This is a genomic window from Ruegeria sp. MALMAid1280, from assembly GCF_049195285.1.
In the GTDB taxonomy this organism is placed as follows: Bacteria; Pseudomonadota; Alphaproteobacteria; order Rhodobacterales; family Rhodobacteraceae; genus Ruegeria.
Map to the genome: position 1 here is coordinate 95318 of NZ_JBMIRT010000043.1, position 20184 is coordinate 115501.

General features: G+C 58.4%; 18 protein-coding genes. 6 read left to right on the plus strand and 12 right to left on the minus strand.

The features are described 5' to 3' along the window. Positions 1 to 12 precede the first annotated feature (12 nt). The 5 genes from ACOQFT_RS08120 to ACOQFT_RS08140 all read right to left on the minus strand — a co-directional run bounded on the left by ACOQFT_RS08120 (position 13) and on the right by ACOQFT_RS08140 (position 6220). Positions 13 to 852: an EamA family transporter gene (locus tag ACOQFT_RS08120; protein ID WP_421597438.1), complete on the minus strand. Its 840-nt coding sequence runs from the start codon at positions 850 to 852 to the stop codon at positions 13 to 15. Beyond that, complete coding sequence (gene pbfA, locus ACOQFT_RS08125; protein ID WP_421597439.1) at positions 849 to 2204, minus strand: (R)-1-hydroxy-2-aminoethylphosphonate ammonia-lyase; 1356 nt, start codon at positions 2202 to 2204, stop codon at positions 849 to 851. The genes ACOQFT_RS08120 and pbfA overlap by 4 nt, the downstream gene beginning before the upstream one ends. Before the next feature lie 100 nt (positions 2205 to 2304). Then, positions 2305 to 3747 (minus strand): phosphonoacetaldehyde dehydrogenase, encoded by a 1443-nt coding sequence (phnY, locus tag ACOQFT_RS08130; RefSeq protein WP_421597440.1) that lies wholly within the window; start codon positions 3745 to 3747, stop codon positions 2305 to 2307. Between the two features lie 18 nt (positions 3748 to 3765). Continuing rightward, entirely contained in the window at positions 3766 to 5013 is a 1248-nt protein-coding gene (gene phnA, locus ACOQFT_RS08135; protein WP_421597441.1) for a phosphonoacetate hydrolase, read from the minus strand. Positions 5014 to 5032: 19 nt separating this feature from the next. Next, positions 5033 to 6220, minus strand: a complete 1188-nt coding sequence (locus ACOQFT_RS08140) for a 2-aminoethylphosphonate--pyruvate transaminase (RefSeq protein ID WP_421597442.1) — start codon at positions 6218 to 6220, stop codon at positions 5033 to 5035. Here ACOQFT_RS08140 and ACOQFT_RS08145 point away from each other — a divergent pair. After that, positions 6204 to 7229, plus strand: a complete 1026-nt coding sequence (locus ACOQFT_RS08145) for a LysR substrate-binding domain-containing protein (protein ID WP_421597443.1) — start codon at positions 6204 to 6206, stop codon at positions 7227 to 7229. The two genes, ACOQFT_RS08140 and ACOQFT_RS08145, sit on opposite strands and share 17 nt — an antisense overlap. A 30-nt stretch (positions 7230 to 7259) precedes the next feature. On the opposite strand, the gene ACOQFT_RS08150 is transcribed toward ACOQFT_RS08145, so the two are convergent. From ACOQFT_RS08150 to ACOQFT_RS08170, 5 genes are all read right to left on the minus strand, one after another. Then, the gene (locus ACOQFT_RS08150; protein WP_421597444.1) at positions 7260 to 9269 is read right to left on the minus strand and encodes a putative 2-aminoethylphosphonate ABC transporter permease subunit; all 2010 of its coding nucleotides are present in this window, start codon (positions 9267 to 9269) and stop codon (positions 7260 to 7262) included. Next, positions 9269 to 10399: a putative 2-aminoethylphosphonate ABC transporter ATP-binding protein gene (locus ACOQFT_RS08155; RefSeq protein ID WP_421597445.1), complete on the minus strand. Its 1131-nt coding sequence runs from the start codon at positions 10397 to 10399 to the stop codon at positions 9269 to 9271. The genes ACOQFT_RS08150 and ACOQFT_RS08155 overlap by 1 nt, the downstream gene beginning before the upstream one ends. A 136-nt stretch (positions 10400 to 10535) precedes the next feature. Beyond that, positions 10536 to 11558 (minus strand): putative 2-aminoethylphosphonate ABC transporter substrate-binding protein, encoded by a 1023-nt coding sequence (locus tag ACOQFT_RS08160; RefSeq protein ID WP_421597446.1) that lies wholly within the window; start codon positions 11556 to 11558, stop codon positions 10536 to 10538. A gap of 357 nt (positions 11559 to 11915) precedes the next feature. Continuing rightward, a complete protein-coding gene (locus ACOQFT_RS08165) occupies positions 11916 to 13604 on the minus strand; it encodes a Na/Pi cotransporter family protein (RefSeq protein ID WP_421597447.1) in 1689 nt (562 codons plus the stop codon). Positions 13605 to 13683: 79 nt separating this feature from the next. Beyond that, positions 13684 to 14499 (minus strand): DeoR/GlpR family DNA-binding transcription regulator, encoded by an 816-nt coding sequence (locus tag ACOQFT_RS08170; RefSeq protein WP_421597448.1) that lies wholly within the window; start codon positions 14497 to 14499, stop codon positions 13684 to 13686. Between the two features lie 224 nt (positions 14500 to 14723). Here ACOQFT_RS08170 and ACOQFT_RS08175 point away from each other — a divergent pair, with 224 nt between their 5' ends. From ACOQFT_RS08175 to ACOQFT_RS08185, 3 genes are all read left to right on the plus strand, one after another. Beyond that, complete coding sequence (locus tag ACOQFT_RS08175) at positions 14724 to 15203, plus strand: NUDIX hydrolase (RefSeq protein WP_421597449.1); 480 nt, start codon at positions 14724 to 14726, stop codon at positions 15201 to 15203. A gap of 270 nt (positions 15204 to 15473) precedes the next feature. Beyond that, positions 15474 to 15719: a type II toxin-antitoxin system CcdA family antitoxin gene (locus ACOQFT_RS08180; protein ID WP_170449032.1), complete on the plus strand. Its 246-nt coding sequence runs from the start codon at positions 15474 to 15476 to the stop codon at positions 15717 to 15719. Beyond that, complete coding sequence (locus ACOQFT_RS08185; protein ID WP_421597450.1) at positions 15719 to 16015, plus strand: CcdB family protein; 297 nt, start codon at positions 15719 to 15721, stop codon at positions 16013 to 16015. The genes ACOQFT_RS08180 and ACOQFT_RS08185 overlap by 1 nt, the downstream gene beginning before the upstream one ends. Positions 16016 to 16195: 180 nt before the next feature. Here the strand turns inward: ACOQFT_RS08185 and ACOQFT_RS08190 are convergent, their stop codons facing one another. After that, the gene (locus ACOQFT_RS08190) at positions 16196 to 16900 is read right to left on the minus strand and encodes a GntR family transcriptional regulator (RefSeq protein ID WP_421597451.1); all 705 of its coding nucleotides are present in this window, start codon (positions 16898 to 16900) and stop codon (positions 16196 to 16198) included. Between the two features lie 74 nt (positions 16901 to 16974). Here ACOQFT_RS08190 and ACOQFT_RS08195 point away from each other — a divergent pair, with 74 nt between their 5' ends. Then, complete coding sequence (locus tag ACOQFT_RS08195) at positions 16975 to 17544, plus strand: HutD family protein (RefSeq protein ID WP_421597452.1); 570 nt, start codon at positions 16975 to 16977, stop codon at positions 17542 to 17544. On the opposite strand, the gene ACOQFT_RS08200 is transcribed toward ACOQFT_RS08195, so the two are convergent. Beyond that, the gene (locus ACOQFT_RS08200; protein ID WP_421597453.1) at positions 17530 to 18891 is read right to left on the minus strand and encodes a formimidoylglutamate deiminase; all 1362 of its coding nucleotides are present in this window, start codon (positions 18889 to 18891) and stop codon (positions 17530 to 17532) included. The genes ACOQFT_RS08195 and ACOQFT_RS08200 overlap by 15 nt on opposite strands. Before the next feature lie 82 nt (positions 18892 to 18973). Here ACOQFT_RS08200 and hutI point away from each other — a divergent pair, with 82 nt between their 5' ends. Next, positions 18974 to 20182 (plus strand): imidazolonepropionase, encoded by a 1209-nt coding sequence (gene hutI / locus ACOQFT_RS08205; RefSeq protein WP_421597454.1) that lies wholly within the window; start codon positions 18974 to 18976, stop codon positions 20180 to 20182. The last annotated feature ends 2 nt before the right edge of the window (positions 20183 to 20184 follow it).

Genomic DNA, 20184 nt, shown 5'->3' on the forward strand with positions numbered 1-20184 from the left:
TCTGTATAGCCTTCACCGTGCCATCGCCAGGGTCACAATCCCAACCGCCACGGCAATCGCCGCGGCAAGCCTGTTGGATTTTGGCCCTTCACCAAACCACATCACGCCGATTAGCGCCGCGAAGATAACGGAACTCTCGCGGAGCGCAGACACGACACCCAAAGGCGCAATCGTTTTGGCATAAAGCACAAGCCCATAAGCAAGGCCGGAAATAACGCCGCCAGCCAGACCAGCCCATACATAGCGTTTGGGCAAGGCCACAACGCGTTCCCAGCGGGTCGTAAAGATAAAGATGGCGACGAATATTTCGGCAACAAACAGTGACGCAATGTATCCCAGCGTGTTCTCGGATAGCCTTATGCCAATTCCATCGACAATCGAGTAGGACGCAATCATCAGGCCCGTGCCGAACGCCGCCGCGATTGCGATCCAGTTGGTGTGTTTACCCAACCCGGCAAGAGCCAGAAACCCGATCCCTAACGAGATGCAGATAATTCCGATCCACGCCTCGGGGGAAAGGAACTCTCGTGCAAAGTACATAGCTCCGAGCGCGACCAGGATTGGCGTTATTCCACGAGAGATCGGATATACAACCGAAAGGTCGCCATGTTTGTAAGCGGCGTTCAGAAACCAGTAATACCCCCAATGGATCAGGGTCGAGCCGACGATGAACGGAAACGCCGCCCAAACCGGCAAGCCCAGAAAAGGCAATGCAAACAATGCCGGTACCGCATGGCCAAGCGCCACCAGCCCCAGAACGATGGCCTTGTCGGGTGCGCCTTTGACAATCGCGTTCCAGGTGGCATGAAGCAATGCTGCCGCCAGAACAATCAGCGCAATCGAAAGCGTCAAATCTGAGCTCGGATCGCCGCAATGACGATATCCAGCGCACGATCCAGATCATCCCGTGAAATGGTCAGCGGAGGAGACAGCGTCAGAACGCAACCCTGACTGATCTTGAAGCTCACCCCGCCATTCAGGCATTCGTAATAGATGCGCTCGGCACGGGCGTTATCCGCCTCGCGCGTGCTGCGGCTTTTGACGATTTCAACCCCGAACATCAATCCGCGCCCGCGGATATCCCCCACGATTTCGACCTGCGCCAGCTCGCTTTCCAGTCGCCCCATGGCGTGGGCACCCAGTTCAGCGGATCGGTCGACAAGGCCTTCGTCCTCGATGATCTGGATCGTGGTCAGCGCGGCGCGCGCGGTCACCGGGTTCTTTTCGTGGGTGTAATGCCCGATGGCAAAGTCTCCGCACACGTCCAGATCGCGACGCGCAACGCAGGCGGCAATGGGCAGGATGCCGCCGCCCAAAGCTTTGCCCAGGGTCACGATGTCGGGCACGATCTCATCATGCTCGAAGGCGAACATCTTGCCGGTTTTGCCCAGACCGGTGGGAATCTCATCCATGATCAGCAGCGCGCCGTGCCGGTTGCAGGCCTCGCGCACCGATTTCCAGAACCCCGCCGGGGGAACATAAGGCACCGCCCGCATGGGTTCCGCGATCACCGCGGCCACGTCGCCCTCGCGTTCCAGCGCAAACTCGACCATCTTGGCGCAGGCCAGGCCGCAGGTCTCGGGGCTTGCGTGGTTATAGGGGCAGCGATAGCAGGCGAAGGGCGCGACATGCTCGGCCCCCGGCATCAGAGGCCCGGCGATATGGCTGCGGAATGTGGCCTCGCCGCCAACCGAGGCCGCACCGAACCCGGCCCCGTGAAACGCATCCCAGAAACTGACGGTCTTGAACCGGCCCGTCGCCGCGCGGGCAATTTTCAGCGCCACTTCATTGGCGTCCGAGCCGCCAGTGGTGAATAGTGTCTTGCCCAGATCGCCGGGCGCAATCTCGGCCAGTTTTTCGGCAAGTTCCACCGCCGGATCATTGGTAAAGCGACGCGGCGCAAAGGGCAGATCATCCAGCTGGGCCTTGATCGCCTCGACCAGCCGGGGGTGGCCATAGCCGATATGGTGGACCGAGTTGCCATGGAAATCCATGTAGCGGCGGCCATCCATATCCTCGATCCAGATGCCCTCGGCCCTGGCGATCGTACTGACGCAGGGGCTGGACAGGCTTTGATGCAGAAACGCGTCTGAATCCCGTTTCAGCAACGGCGCTGACCGTGGACCAATCGAAGACTTCAACCACGATTTGCGCGCATCCGAAGTGTTGGACTCGCCTTCGGTGTGGGTAATGCTGACGGACATATGATCCTCGATTCTGGCTTGCATCCGCTGAAATCAAAAGCGCGAGGCTCCATTATTGGAGCCCCGCGAGTTGGGGAGGAATTTAGGTTCTCTTATGTCCTCACCTTGGCCACGGCAGTGAATATGTCTTGACGTTGGTGAAGAATTTGATGGCTTCGATGACGCCTTCCTTGACGCCATTGCCCGAGTCCTTGATACCGCCGAAGGGGGACATTTCGATGCGGTATCCGGGTTGTTCCCAGATGTTGCAGGTACCCACGTTCAGCCCGTTGACATAGGCGATGGCGCGGTTCAGGTCGTTGGTGCAGACACCCGAGCTGAGGCCGAACTCGGTGGAGTTCGAAATCGCCATGACCTCTTCATCATTGTCCGGCACGCGGACGATGGGGATGATGGGGCCGAAGGTTTCTTCCATGACCAATTCGCTGTCATGGGGGACCTTGTCGACCACGATGGGCGGCAGCAGCGCGCCCTGACGGCCGGGGTGATAGAGGATTTCTGCCCCTTCCTTCTCGGCCTGATAGACGCGGGTCTCGAAGATTTCCGCGGCCTTGTCGTGGATCACGCAGCCCAGTTCGGTCTCGGGGTCCTGCGGGTCGCCGAACTTGATCTTCTTGGCCTTCTCCAGCACCAGCGGCACAAACTTGTCGGCCACGCTGTCCTGCACCAGAATGCGCTTGATCGCAGTGCAGCGCTGGCCCGAATTGCCGGTGGCACCCGCCACGGCAATGGTGGCGGCCTTGTCCAGGTCGGCATCGGAAAGGTCGTTCAGGACGATCAGCGGGTCGTTGCCGCCCAGTTCCAGCGCCTGACGTTTATAGACCGCCTTGGCCGCAATCATCTTGCCCACCGGCACACCGCCGGTGAACGTGATGATGTCGATCTTGTCATTGACGATCATCTCTTCACCAATGTCCTGCGGCCAGCCGGTGACCACCTGGAACATCTCGGGCGGCAGGCCAGCCTCATAGAGAATATCCGCCAGCGTCAGCGCCGTCAGCGGCGTCAGCTCGGTCGGCTTGCACACCATGCAGTTGTTTGACGCAATCGACGGCGCGATCTTGTGGCTGACCATGTTCAGCGGGTGGTTGAAGGGCGTGATCGCGCTGATCGCACCAACCGGTTCGCGCATGGTGAAAATCTTGCGATCCTTGCCGTTGTGGGTCAGGTCGCAGGAAAAGATCTCGCCATCATCCTTCAGCGCCTCAGCGGCGGCGAATTGATACACATCCTGCGCGCGCTTGGTTTCGTAGATCGCGTGCTGGTGGCAGATACCCAGCTCCAGCACCAGCCATTTGGCGAGGTATTCGCGGCGCTCGCCGATCAGCTCTCCGGCACGTTGCAGAATCTGGCTGCGCTCGTACCGGGTCAGCTTGGGCTTATACGCCGCTGCGATTTCAAAAGCCTTGCGGGCGTGCTCGGCCTTGCCCGCGGGGACATGGCCGATCACTTCGTTGGTGTAGGGATAGAGAACCGGCACCGTGTCGTCGGTAAAGACGATCTCGCCGCCGATGCGCATCCCCTCGTTTCTGATCTCAGTCATCGCCTGATCTTTCATAGCTTACTGCGCCGCAGCTGTAGTGGCGTAGAAAAACGCATCAAAGTTGCGCAGATCGGGCGCGTTGCCCAGATCGATCACGCGGTTGACGATAAAGGGCACTTCCTGCTCTGTCAGCCCACCATGGCTGCGCAGCGGCTCGCCCAGGGCGGCCAGATCGTGACGATCCTCGGATGTGCCGATGGTCATCTCGCCGGTGCAGACCATGGTCAGGTCACCGATGCGGTCGGCGGGCAGCTCGTATTTGGCAACCGCCTCTTCCTTGGTCAGCACTTCCAGCATTTCGGGCAGCGCGGCAACCTTGGCCTTGACCTCATCGCGGTCGGCGCCTTCGGGCAGGTAGACCGTGGCGAAGGACCCCAGCGCGCCGTGGTGGACCACATACGGGTCGGTGATCGGCAGGATCACCCGGGCCTTGCCCTCACCCAGCCATTCATCAAACACGTCCTGCATGTAGATGACCGACGGCTCTTTCGAGGTCGGCTCGTGCTTGGCCTTCATGCCGTGGTCGGCGGTCACAACTATGGCTGCGCCCATTTCGTCCAGCTGTGCCAGGTATTTGTCAAACATGGCGTAGAAATCCAGCGCGCCTTGTTCTTCGGGGGCGAACTTGTGCTGCACATAGTCGGTGGTCGACAGGTACATCACATCCGGGCGCATCTCTTTCAGCAGCTTCACACCGGCGGCAAAGACAAATTCCGACAGCTCGGCAGAGTACACTTCCGGAACCGGCATCCCCAGCCAGGCGCTGGCATTGTCGATGCCATGCTCGGCCTTGGTGGTCTCGCCCGAGCGCTCGGCCGAGAAGGCAACCGCGCGGTCATCGTCGAACTTAAGGCCCGCACCCAGCAACGCCCGCAGCTTGTCCTTGGCGGTGACCATGGCGACGCGATAGCCCGCATCGTAGAATTGCGAGAAGATGGTCGGCGCGCGCAGGAAGCGCACATCGTTCATCATCACCTCTTCGCCGGTTTCCGGGTCATAGAGGAAGTTGCCGCAGATGCCGTGCACGATCGGCGGACGACCGGTGGCAATCGACAGGTTGTTGGGGTTGGTGAAGGACGGGATCACCGAATGCGCCAGACGGTCGGTGCCGGTCTCGCGGATGCGTTTGAGCGTCGGCATCAGGCCCTTGGCGATGGCCACTTCCAGATATTCCGGCTCGCAGCCGTCCAGGCAGATGGCGATGGCCGGCACTTTGGGGGCAGGATAGACGCGTTCGTTCGCGGTCACGGGGGTGTGAATGGTCATTGGGGGTATCCTTTATCTTTTATGCGGCCAGTTTGGCGCGTTCTTCCAGTGCGAGGGCCGGAGGTGCCGCGCTGGCGACCCCCATCTCGGCCAGGCTGTCTTTTGCGGCGGCCACAACCTGCCGCATCACATGCTCATCCATCTGCCCGATGCAGCCGACGCGGAAACTGTCCACAACCGTCAGCTTGCCGGGATAGATGATAAAGCCCTTGTCCTTCATCAGATCGTAAAAGCGGTCAAACACAAACTTTTCGTCCGCAGGGCAGAAAAACGTCACGATGATCGGGCTCAACCAGCGGTTCTGCAGCAACGTCTCGAAGCCAAGCTCGCGCATGCCTGCAACCATCACATCGCGGTTGCGGGTATAGCGTGCGCCGCGTCCCGCAACACCGCCCTCGGCCTCATGCGCCTTGAGCGCTTCAAGAAAGGCCGCAACCACGTGGGTCGGCGGCGTGAACCGCCACTGGCCGGTCTTTTCCATATGCGCCCATTGCGCATGCACATCCAGCGACAGCGAGTGGCTGTTGCCCTTGGCCGCTTCCAATTCATCCTTGCGGGCGATGATAAAACCAAAGCCCGGCACGCCCTCGATGCATTTGTTGGCCGAGGACACCATCGCCTCGTACCGGATGTCCGAGGGCTTCAGTTCAATCGCGCCAAATGCCGACATCGAGTCGATCAGCAGTTTGCGCCCTGCCCCGTAGACGGCTTCGGAAATCTCTTCGACCGGGTTCAGAATGCCCGAGGAGGTCTCGCAATGGATCGCAACAACATGGGTGATCGCAGGGTCATTGGCCAGAATCTCGGCCACTTCCGATCCGCGCGGCGGCAGATAATCGCCCTTGTCCAGAACCAGATGATCGCGCTCCAGATATTGCAGCGTCTGCGCCGAGCGCTGCCCATACGCCCCGTTCGCCAGTACCAGTGCCTTGCCTTCCTTGGGAATGAACGAGGCCAGCATCGCCTCAACCGCGAAACTGCCCGAGCCTTGCATAGGAACGCAGTCAAACACCTCGGCGCCTTCGCCCAGAAGCGCCAGCAACCGGCTGCGCATCTCACGCGTCATCGCCCGGAAATCATCGTCCCAGCTGCCCCAGTCCCGCAGCATCGCTTGTTTCACCGCATAAGAAGTGGTCAGTGGCCCCGGCGTCAGCAGATATGCCTCGCCCAGTTTTGGAGGCTCTAAAGCAGTGTTGGGTTGGGTCATTACAAAGGCTCCTGAACAGCGTTTCGAAAATACAATTGCAGGATCGAATTCCATATGTGAAATTGTAAAAATCAATCTAATAATAGGTGCAGCTTATGCATGGAATTTGGGGGGGCTCGTAATGCGACACAGCCAGTTAAAGGCCTTTCACTACGTTGCCAAATACGGTGGATTCTCGCGCGCGGCCGAGGCACTTTTCCTTACCCAACCCGCCATATCCGAACAGGTCCGCAAGCTGGAACAGGATCATGATCTGCTGCTGTTTGTGCGCGAACGCAAACGCGTGCACCTTACCCCGGAAGGGGAACAGCTTTTCCGCTTCACGAAACAGTATTTCGAAATCGAGGATCAGATCGAAGACTACCTGTCCGAAACAAAAGCAGTGATCGATGGCGAGTTGCGGATCATCGCCGATTCCGCCCATCACCTGACCAGGTTCCTCGGTCCGTTTCGAAAAAAATTTCCAGGAGCCCAAATTTCGATGCGTTCCGGCAATACCGAAGAGATTCTTGACGAGCTCAGATCCTACAACGCAGAAATCGGCGTCGTCGGCAGTTTATCACCCGGAAAGGATATGAGCGTTCTGAATCTTGGATCGACCGAGATCGTCGCTTTTGCGGCCCACGACGTCTTATTGGCGTCCAAATCGACCCTCTCACTTCGGGAACTGGCCGACCTGCCTTTGATATTCAGAGAGCAAGGATCGAAAACGCGTCAGAAACTGGAAGAAGAAGCCAAGAAAAGCGGCGTTGTTCTCAAGCCCGCAATTGTTGCCGAAGGGCGGGAAGCGGTTCGGGAACTGGTGGCCTCGGGCGCCGGCATCGGATTCGTTTCGCAGGCGGAATACAGCCATGATGACCGCCTCAGGCAAATCCGCTTGAAGGACATCCATTTGCATATGGACGAAAGCCTTGTCGCCCTGTCTCAGCGCCGCGAAGTGAAGATCATCCGGGCCTTCATGGACTTTGCTCGGCAGGTATTGGAGTCCAAAGAAACCCCCGCCGCATAATCGCGGCAGGGGTCCAATCCACTTAATCGGTCATCTGGCTCTCCAGGCCTGAGTTCTTTTGAGGATTCCCTTTGAGGCGATGAGGTGCAGGATGCGGGCTGCGGCGTTGGTGTAGAAGATCATCATCCCCATTGCCGCTGCCGGTGCGATATCGCCTGCATCGTCCATGTTCAGCACCGCGATCGAGGCCAGTGTTGTTTTCGGCGAATACAGGAACACCACCGCTGACACCGTCGTCATTGCGTTGACGAACAGGTAGATCGAGATGTCCAGCACCGCCGGCAGGCAGACCGGCACCGTCACCCGCGCAAACAGCTTCATGGTCGGCTGCTTGAGCGAGGCCGAGACCGATTCGAACTCGGTATCCATCTGCTTGAGCGCGGTCACCGCGGTCAGGTGCGACACGGTATAGAAGTGCGTCACCGAGCAGATCACCAGAATGGCCATGGTGCCATAGATCGCATTCAGCGGGTTCGAGGGGTTGTTGAAGAAGAAGATATAGGCCAGGCCCAGCACCATTCCGGGGATCGCCATGGGCAGCATGGCAAACATCTGGAACAATGCGCGGCCGGTTTTGAACCCGTTCGACTTTTCAACCAGATAGGCCCCGAAGAACACGATCGAGGTGCCGATCACCGCCGTCAGCAGCGCCATCTTGATCGAGTTGAAATAGGACCCCCAGCCGCCGCCATCCATCTTGTCGAACTGATAGTTGTTCAGGCTCAGGCTCAGGTCATAGGGCCAGAACTTGATCAGCGCGGCGAACTGGCAAACCGCCAGAAGACCCAGGATGAACAGCGCAACCAGGCTGCAATAGATCAGCATGATACGGTCGGTTTTCGGGTTCGGGCTGGGCTGATACGGCACCGAGCGTGCCGACAGCAGCGCCACCTGTTTCGACTGCACCAGGCGGTCGATGGCAAAGGCCAGGATCGCCGGAATCACCAGAACAACCGAGACCACAGCGCCCATTTCAAAGTTCTGCTGGCCGATCACCTGCTTGTAGATATCCACCGCCAGAACGTTGAACTGGCCGCCGATCACCTTGGGCAGGCCGAAATCGGTGATCACCAGATTGAACACCACGAAGGCGGCCGAGATCAGACCATAACGCGCGCCCGGGATGGTCACCGTCCAGAAGGTGCGCCACGGGGTCGAGCGCAGGCTGGAGGCGGCCTCGTAAAGACGCGCGTCCGAGATTGCCAACGCCGTCGAGATGATCAGGAACGCATGGGGAAAGGTGAAGAAGACCGAGCCGATCACGATCCCTATGGGCCCGTAGATACTAGCGCCGAACAGCAGCTCTTTCAGCATCCCCTGATTGCCGAACAGATAGACCAGCGCAATGCCGGGCAGCAGCGACGGCACCAGGATCGGGGCCATGGCGACCAGCCGGAACACACCCTTGAAGCGCATGCAGCTGCGGTTCAGCGCATAGGCGAACCAGAAGGCCAGCGTGACGGTGATGATGGTGCTGACGACCGCAATCCACAGCGAGTTCTTGATCGAGTTGAACAGCGCCGGGGTCGAGAAATAGCTGATGAAGTTATCAACGCCGGTCGATTGAACCGGCCGCAGCTGCACCCGGCGGAAAGTGTTGGAATCCAGCTCGACCCAGTCGGTGCCTTTTTGCAGGTTCGATCCGATCAGGAACCGGCCATCGGGCACGGTGTTGCGGATCTGATACATCACCGGGCTGCGGAAACTGAAGTCGGGGAAGAACGGTGTCACCGACAACCGCCCGTCTGCCCCGGTCGAAAGCTCCTGGTTGGTATAGGCGCCGGTTTCAGCGTTCAACTGGGCACCGTTCAGGATGGTTCCGCTGAACACGCCGTTGTCGTCGCTGACCTGAAATTCGTATTGCGACAGCTCCATCCGGTAGGTCGAAAACGACTTGGACAGCATCGCCCAGAGCGGGAACGCCAGCGTCACGACCAGATACAGTGCGATGACCATCATGCCGCCGCGCATAATAAGGTCGTCGCGGCTCAGCTTGCCCTTGATGACCGGGCCAGCGGGCAGAGAGGTGGTGTCGGTCATCAGCCCTCCTCCGCCGGGGTAAAGGCCATAAGGCGGTTGCGGGGCAGTTCGATCATCATCTTGCCGCCCTCTTCAAGGCCTAGTCGGCGCACCGCGTTGATCGAGAAATCGGCGATCAGCTCTTCGGCGCCAAAAATCTCATGCGAAAGACGGCAGCGCCAGAACGAGCCCAGGAATTCCATCTCGTTGATGCGCACCTCGAAGGCGTTTTCCGGCGTGGTGATGATGTCCGGCGCATCCGGAGACGGCGCCCCTTCGCCATGCGGGATGATATCCTCGGGGCGGACGGCGGCAACGACACGGCTGCCCTTCTGATGATCATGGGGTTCACATTTCAGAACCGAACCGCCAAGCTCCAGACTTTCGGCATCACCCGCGACCGCAGGCAGCTGGTTCATCTCACCGATGAAATCGGCCACGAACAGGTTGGCCGGGTGGCGATAGATCTCGGTCGGGGTACCGACCTGTTCGATCACCCCATGGTTCATGACCACGATCCGGTCGGCCATGGCCAGCGCCTCTTCCTGATCATGGGTCACCATCACCGTGGTCACGCCCAGCTTGCGCTGCAATTCCTTGATCTCATGGCGCAAATGCACGCGCACCTTGGCATCCAGCGCCGACAGCGGTTCGTCCAGCAGCAGCAGGCCGGGATTGGTGGCAATCGCCCGCGCCAGCGCGATCCGCTGTTGCTGGCCGCCCGACAGCTGGGCCGGGTATTTGCTGCCCTGATCCGGCAGGCCGACCAGTTTCAGCAACTCGGCCACGCGCACCGCGATCTCGGATTTGCTGCGACCGGTGTTTTCCAGCCCGAAGGCGATGTTCTTTTCGATCGTCAGGTTCGGAAACAGCGCATAAGACTGGAACACGATGCCGAAGTCGCGCTCGGACGGGGGCAGGTTCGACACATCCTTGCCATCCTGCATCACCGTGCCTTTGGTTTGCAGGTCCAGACCCGCAATGGCGCGCAGCAGGGTGGTCTTGCCGCAGCCCGAAGGCCCCAGAAAGCAGATGAATTCACCTTCGTTGATGTCCAGCGAGATATCCCGAAGGGCCAGAAATTCGCCAAAAGCTTTCCAGAGGTCTTGGATACTCAGATAGAGATCACCGGGAGAGGTTTTCTTAAGCACTGGGAGGAGTCCTTGAGCTTTGCACAGCAGCCATGACAAGAGAGTGGCCAGAAATTCGCCGCGCCGTTCACATGAAGTGTAGGGGAGTTTATCCAAAAAAACCGGAGGAGCATTAAGCCCCTCCGGCTCGAGTGGTTTACTCTTTGGGTTCGGACTTGCCGTCATAGCGCGACTGCCATTCCTTCAGGATGGCGGCGCGGTTGTTGGCGGCAAACTCGAAATCATTGTCGATCATCGCGTCCAGCAGGCCTTCGGGGAAGTACTCAACCGGCTTGGCAACGCCCGGCATCGCAACAACCGCGTACCCGCTGTTGTACATCTCGTTGGCTTCCTTGGTGACCGAGAAATCAACCAGCTTCTGTGCGGCTTCCAGCTTGTCGGTGCCCGCTACAATCGCGGTTGCCTCCATGTCCCAGCCAACACCTTCGCTCGGCACGATGATTTCCAGAGGCGCACCTGCCGCCTTGGACTTGGCGCCGCGGAAGGCAAACGAGATACCGATCGGAATCTCGCCGGCCGCAGCCAGCTTGCACGGCTTGGACCCCGAATGGGTGTAACGCGCGATGTTCTCGTGCAGGCCGTCCATGTATTCCCAACCGCCATCTTCACCAAACAGCTGCAGCCAGCTTGACACGTCCAGGAAACCGGTGCCCGAAGAGTTCGGGTTCGGCATGATCACGTGACCCTTGTACTGCGCGTCGGTCAGGTCCTGCCACGAGGTCGGCGGCGTCAGACCGGCCTTTTCGGCCTCGACCGTGTTGTAGCAGACCGACGCCACCCAGGCGTCCATGCCAACCCAGCTGGGCACATCGCCGCTGTCGACGAATTTCGCATCCAGCTTGTCGACGCCAACCGGCGCGTAGGGCTCCAGCATGTCTTCCGACTTCAGCAGCAGCAGCGAGGTCGCAGCCAGACCCCAGACCACGTCAGCCTGCGGGTTGTCACGCTCGGCCAGAAGCTTGGCAGTGATGATGCCGGTGGAATCCCGCACCCAGTTGATCTGGATATCCGGATGCACCGCGTTGAACTGTTCGGCGTAACGCGCCAGATCCTCGGCTTCAACCGCAGTGTAAACTGTCAGCTCGGTTTCGGCCGCAGCAGACGACGCAATCAGCGCCCCCACCACAATTGCAGCAAACTTAGATGTCGTTTTTTTCATGATTTCCTCTGTTGGGTTGATTATGACGATTACGCCATTCTGGTGCGGCGCTTCAGTTATTGGTTTTTGGTGACAGTAATTTGACAGAATGCTGAACCAAGAAAAATCGATAATATCTACTATATCATAAAAAAAACTTATCCTTCGCAAATTCGTAAAAAATACTGTGATTTAAAGCGATTCCGAAAACGCCCTATGCAGCGGCCTATCCCGCATTCGCTGGTTGATTGAAAATACCTTACTGCAACAGGCTGACACCACAAAGCCGTCCGCTCCGTTGGGGCGGAATTGCAGGCACGGCGCGCCCCTCACCAGAACGATATGCCCGTCGGCGACCCGGCGAAACGCCGGGCCCGATCAGGCCTCTGCTTCGCGTTCGCGGTGTGGCAGGTCTTCGATCAATCGCGTTTCCAGCAGTTGCCCGTTCGAATACAGGATCGGAGTGGAAATGGCGGCGATGTGGCTGTTGAATTCGCGCAGAGCGCGCAAGGTTTCAAGATGCACATCGCTGGTTTCGAAACTGTCGATCATGCCGTTTTGCAAGCGGCGGAAATGGCGTTTGCGACTGTCACGTTCGGCACGTTTGATCTCGGTCTTTTCCAGGTTCAGCAAACGGGCGCTTTCCAAATCTTCTGAAATGATCACATTGGCCGCCAGCTTCAGATTGGCCAGAATTTTCTCGTGCATCTCCTGCACTTCGGACCAGCCCTCGGGCGAGAACTGCTTGCCGGTTTCGCGAAGCTCAATCGCCAGCACGGTCAACCGCTTGGCCACGACATCGCCCGCAGTTTCAAGCCTGACCGCATATTCAAGCACATCGCGAGCCTCGTCCGAGCTTTTGGAATCCATTTTTTCGGCCGGCAGCGCCGCAACAAAGGCCCGGATATCAGTCAGGCACTGGTTGACGTCCAGATCAATGGCCTGAACCGCCTTGATCTGCTCATCATCCCCGGACCGGTAAAGGCCCAGCAGAGGGCTGAACATCATCTGCACAAGGTCTGCCATCCGCAGAAGCTCTCGCTTCAACGCCGAAACCGCGAGCGCCGGAGTGTCCGCCATCGCAGGATCCAGCGCGCTGACCGGCCGGGCCAGCGGATCGGCCTCGGCCACCGGTTTGGCATCCGGGAACAGGCGCTCGAACGGGGCTTGAAGCATACCGCAGAAAGGCAGCGACAGGATCAGCAGAGAGGCATTGAAGGCGAGGTGAGCGTTGACCAGCATCTGACCCTGATAATTACCGCTCATCACCCCGGCGCGCAGGGCCAGATTGGCGGCAAACAGGCACAGCACCGCCCAGACCCCGCGCAGCGCCAGATTGGCGAAGGGTATGCGCCGGGCGCGCACTTCCATCCCGCGGGTCAGCCAGACCGGGATCAGCGCGCTGCCCAGATTGGCACCCAGAACCAGCGAAAGGCCCGCCGAGAACGGCAGCGCCCCGATCTGCACCAGCGTCACACACATCAGGATCGCCGCGACCGAGCTGTGCATGACAAAGGCCAGCGCACCGCCGACAAGGAAGGCGGTCACGTAATCGCGCACCAGATAGTCTGCAATGGCAGGCAGGAACGCGCTGTCGCGGATCGGGTCCATCGCCTCGCGCAGGAAGCGCAGAGAGATCAGGATAAAGGCCACACCCATAAGGATTCGCCCGATCTGACGGGGCTTTTTGCGTTCGGTCTTGACGAACAGCCAGCCGCCGACCGCCAACAGCAACGGCACCAGCCAGTCCAGCCGGAACGACAGGATCTGGATCACCAGCGCCGAGCCCAGATCCCCGCCCAACACAATCGCCAGCCCTGCGGAAAAGGCCAGATACCCTCCGGCGGCAAAGCCCGAAGCCAGCAGCGCAACCGCGGCCGAGCTTTGCAGCACCACCGCCAACAGCATGCCCGTCAGGCTTGAGCCCACCATACTGTTGTTGCGGGTCAACACCCGCTGAAACGAGGCACCATAGCTGCGCTCGATGCCGGTACGGACCATACGGACCGCAAATAGCAAGAGCATTGTGGCACCGGCCAGTTGCGTCAGAAATACTAGAATTGCCATTACTTAGCATGCCTCTTTATTTCGGCTCGATCATCGCGGAAAGCGGTCGCAGCCGGACGTGTATGTTAAGAACGCTTTCTCATTGAGAGACCGTCAAAGTATTGATGTGCCAACGCGCAAGCTTGGCAGCCAGCTTTCTTCCGGGAGGGATGTCTGTGACAATTTGGTCGACCACGTGCGGCTCAAAGCTCTGGTGCGATCCGGACGTTTCGAATTTCTGATGCACCATCGCAACCGTGGTTTGCCGTGCGCGCTCAACCACAACGGAAGCCAATTCCGCCTCGACCAAGCTTTGGAACAAAAACCCGAATTTCGGGTCCAGCGCATCAGGGCTGAGTATAACCATGTCGTAAATGTGCAGCCTTGCCTGTTCCGCAGCAATGAACCCAAACGACCCCATTTCATCTTTGCGCACCTCGCCGCCCAGCAGGAAAACGCGATTGTCGTTATGCTCCAGAAGCTTGTGCGCCACATTGGTCGAGTTGGTAATGACTGTAAGGTTCTTTTTGACCCGCAGGGCTTCGGCGACAAAAGCTGTTGTGCTTCCGACATCCAGAAACAGTGTCATCCCGTCCTGCACCAATGTCGCAACCGTTTGCGCGATCTTCTTTTTTTCCTTTGTGAACTCACCCAGACGTTGAAAAAAACCTATCTCTGCCTGCGCATCCAACAAACGAACAACACCGTGGTTGCGTTCTACTATTCCCAGCTTTGACAGAGATTTGATCGTGCGCCGGATCGTCTCGTCTGAAACACTCAGAACTTCCGCCATTTCTATGTTTCGAGCATACCCGCCCAACTGTCGCAAAGCCTCCATGACCTGCAACTCGCGCGGAGAAAGTGAATACTGCTCTGACATATTCCCACACTTGGTTAGTTGGTGTAGCAATCGCATCAATTCCCACAAAAATCCACACTAATGTTGTTTTGGTCTGTATTTTTCCGCATTTTTGAGGATTATTCTTCACAACAGGCCCTGGAGGTTGAGGCAAAACTCCAAAGGTACCTGTTGGTTTACACCGCTCGGCGCACTTTTTGCGCCGGTCAAGTCAGCAAAGCGGATCATGGGAAAACCGTGTTCAGGAGCTTGGCAGGACTCCGCAACGATAATGAGGCACCATGTACGTTACTGAAATAGCATACCAGATTGCGGCACTTCCAATGCAGTGGGACAAGGCCGGCAAGCTTCGCGTTCTGTTGGTCACGTCGCGTGATACAGGGCGTTGGGTAGTCCCAAAAGGGTGGTTGATGGAAGGCAAGACGCAGCAGCGCGCGGCGGAAATCGAAGCATTGGAGGAAGCAGGCGCGGTTGGTACTGTTTCGAAACATCCCATCGGCCAATACTGCTATGAAAAGCGCTATGAAGGAAAAGAAAGCGTTCCCTGTCGCGTCACCCTATATCCCATGGCCGTACAAAAACTGAAAAGGCGCTGGAAGGAAAGGAACGAAAGAACGCGCCGCTGGTTTTCGCCCAGCAAAGCAGCAGAGCTTGTTGATGAAAAAGACTTGTCGCGCCTGTTAAAGAGTTTGTCGAAGGATCCAAAAACAGTGACCGTGATAGAAGGCCTGAGACGCGCCGCACAAGATGCCTCGAACTGACTCAAAAGACCTGGCTTGACGCAGCCTGACCAACGAGTGTCCGACGCAGTGGAGGTGGATGGCCTTAAGACATGGGCGATTGCGAGCAATCGGATCGGTGGCCTTGATAGCCAGTACCGCGATATTCCTGCCTGTGTTCGCTCCTGCCACCCTTTAAAGGTATTTCCCGGTATCCTTTGGTGACCGAAGCCGCCCACGTCGTTCCAGCGCGGCGCTTGCTGCGCGCATAAAGAGTGTGTAAAAATATACACACGAAACAGGAGCTTTCCCATGCCCCGAAATGCACAAGAGAAACAACGTACCAATGTCACGCTGACGTCTGGCAATCTGGAAAAAGCACGCCAACTCGGGCTCAATGTCTCGGCCATCAGTGATGCGGCTTTGGCTGACGCTGTGGCAAAAGCCGAGGCCGAGCTTTGGGCCAAGGAAAATGCCAAGGCCATTGCTGAAAGACAAAAATGGATTGAGGAAAACGGAACGCCTCTTGCCGATATTCAAGCTCTCCGGACCAACTGATGGCCCAGTTCCAGGTTTATCTGCTTGCCAAAGATCGGCTTGTTCTCGATCTTCAAACTGATCTCATAGACACAGGAAGCCGCGTTGTCGCACCGCTGTTTCCAAAATCACGTGGACCCTCTCCGATTGGTCGGATTGAACCCGAGTTTGCAATCGCTGGTGTCCCCCATGTTCTGCACACAGCAGAGATGGCCGCCATTCCCTCGGGGATGCTGAACGGCCCTCCAGTGGCGGACCTGACCGAATTTGACTACGAAATACGCCGCGCTCTCGACATGGTTTTCACTGGTTTCTGAATTCCTGAGAATGCGCCTTAGCTGCTTGTGGTCAAGATCAGGATCACAACAGTTTCCTGATCTGTCGTGGCAAAGCAATCGCGGACTGCCAGCTCGCGTCGTCGCGCAAATAATACCTTTCTCCAGATACCGAACGGATCAAAAACCGTCGGCTTGCATGACCAGGTTTCCGACGTCTGCTCAGAGGTGCGTTGTCATCCGGTATCCGGGGGTGAAATGCAGTTTGGCGTATGTGACGGGTGCACCGCGCAACCATGTTGTCCGTTCAGCGGTAAAGATCGGGTCTCCGGTCGTTGCGCCCAGAAATTCTGCGACGTCGCTCTCGGCTCTGGTTGCAATGAAGCTGAGTTCGAGGTTGGTAAATGGGACGCGTTGAACCAGCCAGTCATTGGGCCCGGCTAGTTCGAACGTTTCGTTCAGAACGTCAGGAACAACATCGATGACAATCCACCTGACTTCGAACTGAAACGGGGCGTTGTCTGCGAAATGCATGCAGCGCAAATGCAGAACGTCCTGATCCCTCTTAAGGTCCAGACGTGCGGCAAGCCACGACGGTGCGGTCTGAACCTGCCTGTCGACCAGAGAGTACCGGTAAGCCGCTCCGGTAGCGGTGATTTCATCGCGGACCAGAGGGATCGAGAATTGGGCTTTTCTGATCGGCGATTTCAGAACCCGTGTCCCGGCCTTGCGCTTGCGTTCCAGATAGCCTTCTTCGGCAAGCTCGCGTAAGGCTCTGTTGACAGTGGTTCTGGTGCTTGAAAATTCGGTTGCCAGATCCATTTCGCTGGGAAGTACAGAGTCCGGGCTCCAGACACCGGTTTGAATGCGTTCCAGGACCACTTGCTTGATATCCCGAAAGCTCATGTTGTCTTGAGGTCCTGCCATGGTGCTTCCCAACTTTTAAAATTGGATTTATTCCTGTTAAATATACACATAAAGTGGCAAGAGTGAAGTCCGATATGCAGATTATCCGGTGGCGCGATTATGACCTCAAACCGTGGAAGAACGGGCGCGGCACGACGCGGGAAATCGCCAGCCAGTCTGTCCAGGGCACGCTGGCATGGCGGCTGAGTCTCGCCATGGTCGAGAGTGACGGGCCGTTCTCGAATTTTTACGGGCTCGAGCGTATCCTGACCGTGGTCCGAGGCGACGGGATGCGTTTGCTTGGCGTTGAGCGGGACTATGAGGCACAGCCTTTTGTCCCCGTAAGGTTCCCCGGTGGCGAAAAGATCACTGGGCTGTGTCGCAGCACGCCCGTTGAAAACTTCAATCTGATTTTCGACCCCGATCTGATCACGGCCGAGGTCCGGATTCTGGACGCCTCGGAAATCTCCCGTATTGCAGGTCCGTCAGGCGGTACCACGATCGTGCACGTGTTGGATGGTCAGATCATGTGCGATGACGCCGCAGCGCTAGAGGCGCAGGATACCGGTGTCTGCGAGCGCTTCATTCCAGGGTTAAGACCGGTTGGGGGCGGACGGTGCGCCGTTGTCACTCTGGCGCACTCCCAACCTTCATACGGAGTCTAGCAGGTCGGAGATTGCTGTTTTGTAGCGGGCGACAATTGCGTCGTGTTCGCGGTGGCGGCCGTTCTTGACGACGTGGCGTCCGGCGGACCAGGTATCGGTGACAACATCATCCGAGGCCACGAAACAAAGCCCATCAAGGATCTGATCGTCGTTGAGTGCGCAAAGCGCGGGATGGGTGCGGTCGATGGCAACAAGATCGGCCAGTTTGCCGACTTCGATGGTTCCCGCGTCCCGGCCAACCGCCTGCGCGCCCCCTTGCGCCGCGCCGGTATAGAGGGTTTGCCCGACCGACCCCTCGCGAACCACCATGACGTTGCGGGCCATGTCGCGCAGGCGCTGGGAATACTCCAATGTACGCAGCTCCTCGGTCAGCGAGATGCGGACATTCGAATCCGATCCAAGCCCGAATACCCCGTTATGCTCTAGATAAGTCGGGCCATTGAATGGTCCGTCGCCCAGATTGGCTTCGGTGATCGGACACAGGCCGGCAACGGCGCCGCTTTTGGCCATGGCGATGGTTTCAGCCTCGGTCATGTGGGTGGCATGGATCAGACACCAGCGGTTATCGACATCCACATTGTCCAGCAGCCACGCCACCGGACGCTGGCCCAGCTTGGCCTCGACGTCGGCCACCTCCTTGAGCTGTTCCGAGATATGAATGTGAACTGGCCCTTGCGGCGTCGCCTGTAACACCCGCGCCAGATCCGCAGGTGATGTGGCGCGCAGCGAATGGGGGGCTATGCCCACTTGCGCGTCGGCGGGAAGCGCGGACAGGTTTCCATTGCAGGCCTCGACCAGCGACAGGAACCGATCCACATCGTTGGAGAACCGCAACTGACCACCCGTCAACGGCTCCTGGTTCACGCCGCCATAAGTGTAGAGAACAGGCAGATGGGTCAGGCCGATGCCCGTCTGCTGCGCGGCGGCAAAAATGCGATCGCTGAGTTCCGACAGATTGGCATAGGTTTCACCACCGGGCTGTTGGTGGACATAGTGGAACTCGCCGACGGATGCATAACCGGCTTCCTGCATTTCCATGAAAACCATTGCGGCGATGGCCTCGAACTGCGCGGGCGTGAGGTGATCCAGAAAGCGGTACATCAGTTCGCGCCAGGTCCAGAAACTCTCTTTGCCGGCGGCGCGAAACTCCGTCATGCCCGCCATCGCCCGCTGGAAAGTATGGCTGTGCAGATTCGCAAGCGACGGCAGCAGGACATCAACGGAACAGTCGGCCTGATCGGCCGAGGCCCCCTCTTCGATTGCGGCTATGCGCCCGTCAACCGAAGTAACGCAGCAGTTCTTCAGCCAATTTTGCCCTGAAAGCACCTGACTAGCGTGAATCTTCATTCTGGCTCTCAACTTTTGTGTAGACATTTTGGCATATCGACTATACCAAACTATCTGCAAATGCAACTTCGGAAAAAATCTCATGGCTGTGAAATCGGTTCTCCGTAACGTAAAAATTGCAACGCTCGCCAACCAGCAGGCACCCTATGGGCTGATCGAAGAAGGGGCCGTTGTGATGTCCGACGCACAGATCGAATGGGTCGGGTCTGAAAGTGATCTTCCGCAGGACTACACGCGCCTCGATTCCGAGGATTTGGGCGGACGTCTGGTGACGCCCGGTCTGATCGACTGCCACACACATGTTGTTTTTGGCGGCGATCGCGCCCAGGAATTCGAGATGCGCCTGAACGGGGCTGGCTATGAAGAAATCGCGCGGGCTGGCGGGGGCATCAACTCGACGGTGCGCGCCACGCGGCAGGCCAGTCTCGAGCAGTTGATCGAAGGCGCCCTGCCCCGTGTCGATGCGCTGATCGCCGAAGGTTTGACCACCATCGAGATCAAGTCCGGCTATGGGCTTGAGCGGGATACCGAGTTGAACATGCTGCGCGCCGCGCGCGAGATCGCCAACCGCCGCCCTGTTACGGTGCACACCAGCTATCTTGGTGCCCACGCAACGCCGCCGGAATACAAAGGCCGCGATGACGCCTATATCGATGAGGTCGTCATCCCGACGCTGCACGCGGCCCACGAAGAAGGTCTGGTTGACGTGGTTGACGGGTTCTGCGAGGGCATTGCCTTTCAGCCTGGACAGATTGCCCGGGTCTTTGATGTTGCCAAGGCACTGGGCCTGCCGGTCAAACTTCATGCGGAACAGTTATCCAATCTGGGCGGGGCCAAGCTGGCGGCTTCGTACGGAGCGTTATCGGCCGATCACATCGAGTATCTGGATGAGGATGGCGTTGTTGCCATGGCGCAGGCCGGCACCACAGGTGTCATCCTGCCCGGCGCCTTCTACACGCTGCGGGAAACTCAGCAGCCGCCGGTTGATCTGCTGCGCGCCCACCGGGTGGCGATGGCGCTTGCGAGCGATTGCAACCCCGGATCCTCACCTCTGACCTCTTTGCTTTTGACCATGAATATGGGCTGCACCCTTTTCCGCCTGACGCCCGAGGAAACGCTGACGGGCGTCACGCGCAATGCCGCCCGCGCCCTGGGCCTGACTGATCGCGGCGTGATCGCAGCGGGCCAGCGGGCGGATTTGGCGATCTGGGACATCGAACGTCCAGCTGAGCTTTCTTATCGCATCGGGTTCAATCCGCTCTACAAACGTATCTTTGGAGGACACGCGTGACT